This is a genomic window from Mucilaginibacter gossypii (assembly GCF_900100945.1).
GTDB classification, from domain to species: domain Bacteria; phylum Bacteroidota; class Bacteroidia; order Sphingobacteriales; family Sphingobacteriaceae; genus Mucilaginibacter; species Mucilaginibacter gossypii.
Genome location: NZ_FNCG01000014.1, coordinates 50,322 through 61,806, shown reverse-complemented (window position 1 = coordinate 61,806; position 11,485 = coordinate 50,322). Strand labels below are relative to the sequence as shown.

Annotated in this window: 9 protein-coding genes; 7 read left to right on the top strand and 2 right to left on the bottom strand. The window is 43.8% G+C overall.

Features of this window, described 5'->3' with window-relative positions; translation table 11 throughout:
• Positions 1-8: 8 nt before the first annotated feature.
• Both BLS28_RS21945 and BLS28_RS21940 read right to left on the bottom strand, forming a co-directional pair.
• Positions 9-1,856, bottom strand: a complete 1,848-nt coding sequence (locus BLS28_RS21945) for a type VI secretion system baseplate subunit TssF (protein ID WP_091172392.1) — start codon at positions 1,854-1,856, stop codon at positions 9-11.
• A 4-nt stretch (positions 1,857-1,860) separates the two neighbouring features.
• The gene (locus BLS28_RS21940) at positions 1,861-2,295 is read right to left on the bottom strand and encodes a GPW/gp25 family protein (RefSeq protein WP_091172390.1); all 435 of its coding nucleotides are present in this window, start codon (positions 2,293-2,295) and stop codon (positions 1,861-1,863) included.
• A gap of 219 nt (positions 2,296-2,514) precedes the next feature.
• Between BLS28_RS21940 and BLS28_RS21935 the strand changes: the two genes are divergently transcribed.
• From BLS28_RS21935 to BLS28_RS21905, 7 genes are all read left to right on the top strand, one after another.
• Positions 2,515-3,033, top strand: coding sequence for a type VI secretion system TssO (locus tag BLS28_RS21935; RefSeq protein WP_091172388.1), 519 nt, complete (start codon positions 2,515-2,517; stop codon positions 3,031-3,033).
• A gap of 8 nt (positions 3,034-3,041) precedes the next feature.
• The gene (locus tag BLS28_RS21930) at positions 3,042-3,530 is read left to right on the top strand and encodes a type VI secretion system transmembrane protein TssO (protein ID WP_143020843.1); all 489 of its coding nucleotides are present in this window, start codon (positions 3,042-3,044) and stop codon (positions 3,528-3,530) included.
• Between the two features lie 37 nt (positions 3,531-3,567).
• A complete protein-coding gene (locus tag BLS28_RS21925) occupies positions 3,568-4,530 on the top strand; it encodes a PKD domain-containing protein (protein WP_091172384.1) in 963 nt (320 codons plus the stop codon).
• Between the two features lie 31 nt (positions 4,531-4,561).
• A complete protein-coding gene (gene tssR / locus BLS28_RS21920) occupies positions 4,562-6,925 on the top strand; it encodes a type VI secretion system protein TssR domain-containing protein (protein ID WP_091172382.1) in 2,364 nt (787 codons plus the stop codon).
• Between the two features lie 3 nt (positions 6,926-6,928).
• Positions 6,929-9,406 carry an ATP-dependent Clp protease ATP-binding subunit gene (locus BLS28_RS21915; protein WP_091172380.1) on the top strand — a complete coding sequence of 826 codons (2,478 nt, stop codon included), beginning with the start codon at positions 6,929-6,931 and terminating at the stop codon, positions 9,404-9,406.
• Positions 9,407-9,501: 95 nt separating this feature from the next.
• Complete coding sequence (locus BLS28_RS21910) at positions 9,502-9,942, top strand: type VI secretion system contractile sheath small subunit (RefSeq protein ID WP_091172377.1); 441 nt, start codon at positions 9,502-9,504, stop codon at positions 9,940-9,942.
• Between the two features lie 32 nt (positions 9,943-9,974).
• Complete coding sequence (locus BLS28_RS21905) at positions 9,975-11,357, top strand: DUF5458 family protein (RefSeq protein ID WP_091172375.1); 1,383 nt, start codon at positions 9,975-9,977, stop codon at positions 11,355-11,357.
• Positions 11,358-11,485 lie beyond the last annotated feature (128 nt).

Sequence of the window (11,485 nt, the reverse complement as noted above, 5' to 3'; positions counted from 1 at the left end):
TGTATATCTTACTCCGCAAACACCCTATAATTAACATCCATTACGCTCCGGCTTTGCAGCTTTGATTTTAGCAGCTCAAGCAGCGTGGCCCATTCCGGTGCCGAAAGTTCATGATCGGCCGGGGTTATATAAATATCGGTTGTTTTAATAAAACCTTCTTTGGGATTGGCTGAGATACTTACCCCTTTGCTTACGCGGATGTTTTTTATTTTTGCTCCAAGCTCATATCTGCAGAAACTTGTTAGATCGGCAAGGGTAACTATGCGGTCTTTAGTGGTGAGGCCGTATTTATAGGCCTGGATCCGCTCGGAAGCTCCAAGGCTGTTTCGGCCGCCAGTGGTCGTGGTAAGGAGCCTTAAACTATCCGGCTTAAGTTTAATGGTTTCCGCCTGTTGCAGCTTTGACCCTTTGCGGATATTGTTGGCATTATCGGCGAGGGTTGTCCAAAAACTGAGGTATAACATGGCTGCTTTGTTTGCCGGTTTTAGTACCAGGTAATTTACCAGTTCATGATGATCTTTTGAACTTTTGGACTTTTTTTCGATAATGGAGATATTTTGCTCCAGTGTTTTTAAGGCCGTTGTTAAAAAGTCGCTTCCGTATGCAGCAAAGGCCGCTTTTTCGTCGCGAAGCAACTCAAACAAATATTCGATAGTTTGCCTGGCGTTACGTGCATCAAAACGCTCGGCGCCGCCATTCCTGATGGAGTAACTGCCCTCATAATTAATACCGGCCTGGCTATACGGGATCTCGTTATACCGAACGTTATTGTCGTCATGCAGCTCATGGATCGATAAAAAATGATCATAAGCGCCTGGTTTTATAGGGATGATATCGCTGATCTCCTTGATCCTGAATTTTTGTTGGTGAAGCCGCCTGCTCATTACCGGGAAACAGTTTAAATGTAACTGTAGTTCATCAATGGCATTTGCCGGGATTGCCGCTGGGAATACGATCTTGAACCACAGGCAGGGCTTAAGTGATTTCAAATCCTGCTCGTTAAAAAACGACAGCAACTCAACCGGATAATTTGCTTTGAAGGCGGTAATATTGCTTAGCCGCTCATCGGTAAGCGAAATAAAATGATTGTTGTAATAGGTCCTGACGTCGCGGGTTATAAGGTTAATGATATGCTGATCATAAAAAACAGGTTTCTGATCGTCGGCTTGTTCATCAGCGTAAATGAGGCCAGGTTCAGTATCAAGCTGTGAACCATCCAGATAAAATTTAGTTACCTGCAGCAGGCTGTAAAAATCGGTATTGCTGATGTAAACAGGCCAGTCGAAATAGATTCCTGCATTTTTAAAAGTATTCAATGCTACTGCTGTTTCAATGCCTATCCAAAGGGTGTTAGGTTCGCCAAAAGCACCAGTGCGGACGCTTAGCAACGTATTCTTCTGCCCATTTTCAATATGTTCCTGCAGCCTGCCCCCGTTGAAGCTGTATTTTATTTCTGCATTAAATACAGAGTTAGAGCCTGCCGGTGTAAAGTAAATGTCCAGTTGTTCCGGGCTGGTTTTGCCAACCTCTGCTGCCAATTGTTTTCGGAAATAAAAATGATTGCCGATGTTCAATATTTCTGAAGCCTCGATGGGTTTACCTTTTAATATGGCATAGGCGGGCAGGGGAGCCGTTAAATAGTCGGAAGCCAGGATCCTGGATATTTTGTTCAGGATGCGATGCTCCAGGTTTTTAACATCGTTGTTTAAGTTGAACAACTCGGTGCTCAGGGCTTCAATCAAAAGCTTTACCAGCGGATCAACATCATTTACGTTTTGAACGCCCCAAAACTCGGTAGCGTTCTTCAGCATGCGGTTCCTGATCTCTTCTTTTGAATTATAAAATATAGCGCTCATAGGTTTATGCTGATAGCGGGCTTAGGAATAAAGCAGTTTTGAACAAATATGTTTCGCCGGTTTTGTTCAGTTTGCCTTTAATGGTTATATCTACTTTCTTTTTTATCTCGCTCACGTTGCGCAAGGGGTAAAATTTGTTGATCTCGGTAATGTTCACGCTGATATCAATATCATAGATCCTGTTTTCAAATTTGCTGATAGAACGCAACAACGATTGCCTCAGCTTTTCTTCCCAAATAGTCTCACTCATAATGAGTTCAAAATCCATATCCCAGATCTCGCAGCCAAATTCGGGGTTGTAACGGTGCTCGCCAAAACGGGTAAAAATAATGAGTTCGATGTATTGCGATATAGACGCGCCAAGGTCTTGTTTATCAAGGTCCTGGCCATTATTGATATGGCTAAAGCGGAGCGGTTTTGAATAAAGCGGGTTTAGCATAAATGATATTATTGGATTGCGTCTGTGTTAAATTTTAACTTTTTATAAACATTTATTTTCAAAAATAGTTGTAGATATGTTTTATTGGTTACAAATAGTTGATAAAGTATTGATTTTTTGATAATTATTACACTATTGGTTAATTAATAAATATGAGCTAAATATTATAAATGCAGCTTTTTTAGCTGTAAATAAACCGAACCGATACTATAATATTAGATGAAACCTGTAAACAATAGCGACCTAAACCGGGCTTATCGCAAATTCATGATGTACCTTATTACATTACTGGGTTTTGCCATCATTATCGTTTACTTCTTTTTTGCAACCTCGGGCCGTGAGCTTGAATTATTAAATGCCCGCGTTAAAAAAACAGATCAGCTGATAGCGCTCCGTACCGATATCAATAACAGCTTTGAATTGATCCTGCTGCGCATGCAGCAACTCTCGCAGTATGCAAAAATGAACTCGCAGGAGCTTAATAACCAAACGGTACTGCTTAATGATATCCAGGAGAGTAATCAGCATATCCGGGAGCGGCTGCAAAGTAACCCTTACCCGCTTAAAAGTTTTGAGTTGTATAAAAAGCTTAGCAACGATATTGAAACCATTGCCAGCATCAAAGATTCGCTTTTTACCACTCGTTTCCAGATTGAAAGCCTTCGCTCACAGTTAGAGTCGTGTAGCCGGGTAAATAAATCGGCAATTAACCAGTTAAACCATCACTATCCGCATTAATAAGCCATATGTTAAAATTTAGTTTAAAAGAACGGAGAGAAAAATTCTTGTTTTTCATGGGGATGTTTTTAGTGACGTCGGTGATATTGTGCGTGGCTATATTTTATAATTATGGCAACGAAGGGTTAGTATCAAAAAGCGAGTTTGCTAAAAAGGTAAACGAAGAAGAGCAGTTTGAAAGCCTTGTTACCGAAGCGTTACCAACCGTTGATACAACGTATCATAAAATAGTAAAGTTTAACCCCAACGTGCAGGCCGTTTTTTTGGAGAATGATATCAGCGGTTCAATAGGTGCCATAAAGTCATATTACAACCGCCGCCCATATGATGCGCGGTATAAATGCTTTATCCACGCTTCAAAACTGTTGCAGGCACTTTTTTATGATAAGCGCGAACTAACGGGCAATTATAACGATATCAGGAACATAAAAGGATCGGTTGATGACTGCCACATTGCGCAGCGGCAATTGCAGCAAAACATGAGCATGGCCCGGTAAGCATCATCATACATCTACAATATATAACCTAAGCAAAATGAAAAACGATTACAACGACGGGAGGCCCGTCGATACTAACCGGAACACCTACACCTTTTTATACATTTTTACAGGCGTAGTTGTTATTGCTGGTATCATTTTCCTGCTGCGTAGTTCATTGTTTGAAAAGAGAGTGATCAACGCCCGTATCCTGAAGGATGAGATAGCCCTGAACGAGCACCTGGTTTACTCGGATAATACGGCTAATGCAAAAAGCTGGCTTTGGGAGTTTGGCAATGGCGATAAATCAACTCAACAAAACGGGAGCTACCACTTTAAAAAAACAGGCGACTATATCATACGGCTTACCGTTGACGGCAATTTAACGCAGCAATTCCCGGTTAGCGTAAAAGATAGTACCCCAACCATAGCTGCCGATACCCTGATTACAATTAACGGCCCCACACAGGGGATTGTAAATGAACAGGTAAGGCTTGAGGCGCAGGGTAATGCCCGGATTTTTGAATGGTCGTTTGGGGAAACCGGCCGGGTGGATGTTAAAGGACCAACTGCACTCTACACCTTTCACAATCCCGGTACCTATTTTATCAAACTTAGCACGGATAAAAGCAGGCGCCCGGTCTATCACCGCATGCGTATTACCAATCCCGATTCAACATTTGCCAACCAGATCGTAAACCCTGGTGAAAGTGAGCGCCGTGTAATCGATGATATCAGGGCACACCTGCAGGCCATAGCCAACGGCGGTGATTTTAACCGCCATTATTATTACCTCGTTAGGAGATATTTCTGCGGAGACGAGAAAGTTACCGTAAACCTTGAAGATAACGGCGAAAGCAAACGGACTGATTTTTACTCCTACTGTATGCGGTTAACTTTTGGAGGAGGCATCAGTGTTGACGAAGCACAGGTTACCCTAAAGCCAAAATCAAACTGTTCAAGCATGCTTTCGGTAAGGCAGCATGCAACCACTGCCGCTCCCGAAAGGAGGCCCAGATAATCCATTTTAAAACCTATTTGCATCAACCAACATGAAAAATATATTAAGCTTCGTTTTTTTAACCTGTATAGTAATTGCGGCCCGGGCGCAATCGCCGGTATCGCTTGGCAAAACAGTGGTAACACTGCCCAAAGCTTTTGAAAAACCTGATGAGCGTACCAGCATTTACAATACCGACGACCGTACTTCTCTGCCATGGATCGTATTTTCGGACAGGGCCGAAAATTATACATATACCTCGCCGGGCGGAACGCTGGTAATGAAAAAAATAAGTTTCATGGAACCTTTTTATGTAAGTGAACAAAAAAACGGGTTTATAAAACTGATTAAGTACCAGGCAGGCATGGTACAAGGTAAAAAGCTTACCAATAAAAAAGGCTCGCAAAGTTACGGATGGATCAGCATTTCAAAGGTGTTGCCCTGGCAGTCTGCTTTTACCAGCACAAATGGTTATCCCGAAAAATATATCACCATTATAAGTGGTGCCGGTCCGCTCACTATGCCCGATTATTATTATGACAAAACTGATTCGGCATACATTTTTGCCGGGCCCGATCAAAGCCAGAAAAAAACCAAAGTGGCACTGCACAACGTGGTTTATGTATACAAAAAATCTGACGACGGGAAAAAAGTATTGGTAGGGTCCGATCCGCAGTTAATTGCCGATAATGCAGCTGGCAGTGTTTATGGCTGGATAGCCGCCGACGCCGTTCATAGCTGGGGCGATAGGCTATATATCGGGTCGGCAAGGGAAAACCAGCCATTGATCAATGATTCTATTGCAAGATATATCAACAGTTCCCTCAAAACCAATAATAGCAAGGGAGGTACGGGCTATTTTGCTTTTGACCCCTTACTGGCCGATAATGCTCCCTTGTTATTGAGCATGCCGGTAAGCTCATCTGCTTCGGGTAATCTTAGCCTCGGCTTCGCAACCGATGTTTATGATAAAAGCCATAACAGTGTGCTCAATATCAAAGGCGGGCATTTAGCATATAAGGATTATCTCAAGATCCGCAACAATGTTCACCACGTTAACATTGTGTTTGTGGTTGATGGCGGTAGCCCTATGCGCAATTATTTTTCGGGTATTACCAGTACTATTCAATCATTTGAAGATATTTTTGATGCGCATGCCAGGAGTAACCAGGTTAGATACGGGGCTGTAGTTTACCGTAACGCGTCCGGCTGTCAAACAGGGGGCATCCAGTCAACCCCGCTTAGTGCCGATTATCGTAACCTGGTAAAATACCTCGAATCGCAGTCAACAGTAACAGGTAACTGTGCCCCGGTGATAAGTTCCCAACCAGTTTTTGACGGTATCCGCACGGGGTTAAGCCTGTTTGGCAATCATCCGGACGAAACCAACCTGGTCATCCTGATTGGTGCCACCGGCGCTTTAGATCGTAATTCGGTAGGGGTTAATACGGTGGCCAGTCAGATAGCGGCCGCCAACGCCCGCTTGTTGGCTATCCAGGTATTTAGCGATTACAACCCTATCTACAATGATTTTGTAATCCAGGCAAGACAAATTGTATCACAATCTGCGGTAAAGCTGGCCGATTATAAAAAACAGCGCATGGTGAATGGAGAAGGCCTTACCAACGTGCAGCAATTCAATACATCACTGTCCGATTCGGTTTCTTTTTACCTCGATTACCCCAAAAAGAGCCTGATCCAGGGCGCTGTGGTGTTTCCGCCCAAGAGAGTGGTAAAATCAAACCAGGCCATGAGTTTGGCAGTTGAACGCCTGATGCGCGAAACAGACTATGATATCCGTAACCAGATCCATACGCTCGACAGCGCATTCAGGCTTACCGGGCGCGAAAAACGTTATGTACAGCCGCTGGTTATGCAGCAGCAGGGCCAGCCGTCAACCGATTTGGGAAACAATATGCCACATAACGCTTTCAAATATTACCTCAGCGCCGAAGCGCCCAGAAACCTGGTAAATGAAAGCAAGGGGCAGCTGCAATACCTGCTGATATTGAACGAGCAGGATTATAAGCAGCTGACAGATCTGCTGTCGCTCATGATAGGCGAAAACCTGCAGCGGGACGCGTCCGATTACCGCTCAAAGCTGGTTGATAACTATGTTGACATCGCTGCCAAGCATTTAGGGCTTAACTTATCTGGCGGTGATATTAAAGACATGACCCTGGCCGATTATTTTCTGCGGGTTACCAGTTTACCCTTACCCGGCAAAAAAGATTTCTATAATAAAAAGGTGAATGATCTTAAACATAACGATGATATGCCGCAGGCACAATTTGAGGCATATATCCAATATTTGATCCATATCAGTGATGTTATTAAACAGGCTGCTATTACCAACCAACACTTTACGTCAAACGGCAAAACCTATTATTATATAACCCAGGCTAACCTGCAATAGCATATGAACATAGTTAATTTAAGCGAGTCGGTGAAAACGGCGGTGCGGGTAGCGCAGTCATTAGCCAAAGAATATCACCATAAGGAATTCGGTCCGGCGCACCTTTTAAAAGGCTTGATGCACCAGGAAGTGGGGTTGAAGAACCTGCTTCAATCCATCGGGAAGGACACGGCTTACATAAGCGATTGGGCCGAAGTGCGCATTGAAGATTATTCGGCCGCGTTAACCGTGCCCGACGAAATGTTAGGTAACGACCAGGTAAAGCAGGTATTTGAAGAAGCCGATAATGTGCGCATAAAATTAGGCCAGGATTTGATTACGCCCGTTTGTGTGTTGATTGCGTTAATAAAGCCCAATGTGGGTTTTGATGCTAACCAGCTAAAATCCTTCCCGGTAAAAGAACGCGAGTTACTGGATATTTATTTGAGTAATGAGGATGTTAACCATGCGGTAAATCCCTCTGCGCAGGCCACAAACGGCAGCGATGCACCCAAACAAACAACGGCATTACTCAAATACTGTGTAGACCGCACAAGCCTGGCCAAACAGGGTAAGGTAGATCCTATCATAGGCCGGGAGCGCGAAACACGGATGGTGATGGAGATCCTGAGCCGGCGCACCAAGCCCAATGTAATGATCACCGGCGATGCGGGCGTTGGCAAAACAGCCCTGGTTGACGGGTTCGCGCTTAGCATTGTAAACGGACAGGTACCGGCGTCGCTTAAAAATGTACAGCTTTTTGAACTTGATCTGGGTTCATTGATCGCAGGGGCATCTTACAAAGGAGAAATTGAAGACCGGTTAAAAAACATCCTGCGCGAGATAAAGCAGTTTGAAAAAGCTATACTGTTTATTGATGAGATCCATACACTGCTTGATAATAAAGGGCCGATAGGCGGCGGTGTTGGCAACCTGCTGAAACCGGAACTTGCCCGCGGCGAAATAACGGTGATTGGTGCCACTACCATCGACGAATACCGCAAAGTGATTGAGCCCGAACAGGCATTTAGCCGCCGGTTTGAGGTGCTGCAGGTAAATGAGCCCGATACGCCTACAGCTATTAAAATGCTTAAAAAACTGGTGCCCCAATATGAGGAGCACCACAACTTAAAGATAGATGATAATACTGCCGAAGAATGCGTAAGACTGGCACAACGCTACATGAAAGACCGTCGCCTGCCCGACTCTGCTTTTGATCTGCTCGACCGTACCATGGCTGCTATCCGTTTAATGAACGATACCACCGATACAGCCCTTTCCGAACTCCGCACCGAACTGAACGAATTAAAAGCTCAGGATGATGCAGGCGATTTGATCGGAGCATACAAATGGCTTTACACCCTGTATCGCAATAAAATAAGCGCGGTATTGTTAGGGCAGCTGGAAGATGAAACCCAGGTTGATACTTTTGAAACGCCCGATGAATACATCGCTTACTTTGAACGCAATTTGAGCCGGCTTGAGGAATTGGCTCAAAATAAAACCGAGGTGGTGAATAACCATGATATTGCTGCTATTATTTCCTACAAAACAGGCATCCCCTTAGGCAAGATCCAGGCGCAGGAGAAAGAAAGGCTTTTGGGCATGGAAAGTTTCCTAAAAAAACGGGTTGTTGGGCAGGACCAGGCGTTGAAAGCCGTATCTGATGCCATACTCGAATCGCGGAGCGGACTGAACAAAAAAGGGCAGCCCATCGGCTCATTCTTTTTGCTTGGCCCAACAGGCACCGGTAAAACGGAGCTGGCCAAATCAATAGCCGAGTTTTTATTTAATGACGAAAAAGCGATGATCCGCTTTGATATGTCGGAGTTTAAGGAGGAACATTCGGCCGCATTGCTGTATGGCGCGCCGCCGGGCTATGTAGGGTATGAAGAGGGCGGCTTGCTCGTAAACAAAATAAGGCAGCAACCTTACTCGGTTGTGCTGTTTGATGAAATTGAAAAGGCACACCCATCGGTATTTGATATCTTTTTACAGATCCTGGATGAAGGGCATATGCACGACAGGCTGGGCAAGCAAGGCGATTTTTCAAACGCGCTGGTGCTATTTACCTCAAACATTGGCAGCGAGTGGGTATCTGAGCAAATTAGCCGGGGGTATATGCCTGCATCAAACCAATTGATGGAGGTGATGGCTAATAAATTCAGGCCGGAGTTTTTGGCGCGGTTATCAGAAATTGTACCCTTTGCACCTATACATGAAGAAAATGTAGTACGCATCTTTGAGATCCAGCTCAAAAGCCTTACGCAGGCGCTCGATAAAATGGGCATAAACATGCAGTTAAGTGCCGAAGCAAAAAATATGCTGGCCTTAAGCGGTTTTACACCCAAATATGGTGCCCGGCAGCTATCGGCGGTGATCCGTAACCAATTGCGCAGGCCAATATCACGGTATATTATTTCGGGCGAACTGAAAAAAGGAAATACTATCGCCATAGATAAAAAAAGTGATGATACTGAATTATTATGGAGCATTAGTTAAGTAATTTAACTGAAATACATACTGTTAAAAACAATTTTATAGTTATTGCATTATAACATAAACACTTTCATACTTATCATTTATTAAATAAAGCTATGTTTAATTACGAAATAGGGGGAAACGAAACAAAAGTTGATTCCTCAGAAGCATTTGGTGAGATAGCTCCCAATAAAACTTTGTTTATTCAAAAATTAACTGATAATGAGCCGCTGAGACCGGAGAAGGTTGAAGGACTTAAAAATGTTGAAGAGGTTTTTGCTCATTACAAGCCAAAAGTAAGTGTTGAGCTTGAAAGAGAAAACGGGTCAAATGTTACCGAAACCCTGTACTTTAATAATCTTGGCGATTTTGCACCAAAAAACCTGGTACAACAAAGCAAATACCTGCATAAGCTTAATATTCAGCGCGAGATGTACCTCAATATCATGAAGCAGCTGAAAACCAACAAAACGCTGAAGTCAACCCTTGATAACGCCGAAACCAAACAGGCCTTTATTGAGGCGTTAAAAAATATAGTAACCGAGCTTGACCAATAATTAGCTAATCCTAAACATTTAACAACACGATCATGGCAACACCAAACGAGCAGATCCTGAATGAAAATTCAACAGACCAGGCTCTTAAAATAAAAGAAAGAAGCGGCGCGGCATCCTTATCAACCAGTTTAGATAAACTATCAAAAGTTGGTGGTTTTGATTTGCTGGAAGCTACTATTGATGGCCTTCAAAACCTGAACCCCGAACGCAAAGCCCGTAAACAGATCTTTTTAACTGATGATGAGAAGAAAGGGGAGCGCGAAGAGCTTAAGCTGAAGCTTAATCAATGGATAGAAGCTTTGGAAAGCGGCGAATCGGTTAGCGATACTATTCAGAAAAGCGCCGAAAAACTGCAAAGCGTTGAAGAAAACCTGAACAAAAATTTACTCAATGTATTGGAAAGCACCTGCGAGCTGGAACAGGCTTACCGCACAGTGCATTTGTTTTATAAAAACACCGAACAGGATAAGCTGAAGAATGTGGTATTAATGAATGCCACGATCGATCAGTTGAAAGAGCTTGATAACCCACGCTTTATTGAATATGCTGCAAATGAACTTAAGCAAAATTATGACAGGCTGGATCTTCGTCAAAATTATTCAATCCTGGTTGTACCCGGCTACCTTGGCTCAAACAAGGTAGTTGAACGCTGGTCAAAAATAGCTTATGATAATAAAGTAATGCTGGTGACCGATTTTGCGGATCTTGAACAACCGGATGATGTGATAGACCTGTTTACATCAGCCAATTTAACCGGCGGCGATGCCTTTAAATCGAACACCATCATGACCTGTAACTGGCTGGTAGGCCGCGGCAAAGTTGCCGAAGCGGGTGAAGAGGATGACCTGTATATCCCGGGCTCGGCAGCATTGGCCGGTAAAATGTATTACACGCTGATGTCGCAGGTTACCGCCGGTAAAAAACATGGCGCGGTTAACGAGGTGGATGGTGTACGCTTTGACCTTAAAAAGAGCGAGATCTCGCACCTGGAGCGCATTGGCCTGGTACCTATGGTGAATGAGTATGGCAAGGTAATGGCATTCTCGGCCAAAACTTTGTTTAACGGCGATAATATCGGTTTGCAAACCTATTCGGTAGTGAGGGTATTTGATTATATCACCAAAGTATTATTCGACTTTTTGAACCGCCGGGCTTTTGAAAACTGGACATCAAAAACAGAGCAGGATTTGCGCTCGCAAATTGTGAAGTTTTTGGATAACATCCAGGGGCCCGACAGGCTTATCGAACGCTTTAAAATAATCAGGTTTGAGCGCGATGAACAGCAAAAGGACCGCATTCACCTTGATATTAATATCACGCCATATTTCCCGGCTAAAAGCTTTGTGGTGAAGCTTGACGGACAAAAAGGTGAGGATGCAAGCCCAACCTGGAACAGCGAATATAAACAGCAGTAATATCGCGGTACACAACGTTGTGAAGTGGTAATGAATCCCTTTTAAAATAAGGAAGCACCTACAGGAGTGATATCGGATATGTGCAAAACAATATATTGGCTCCGTAGGTGCCTCCTGTTAGGACGCGG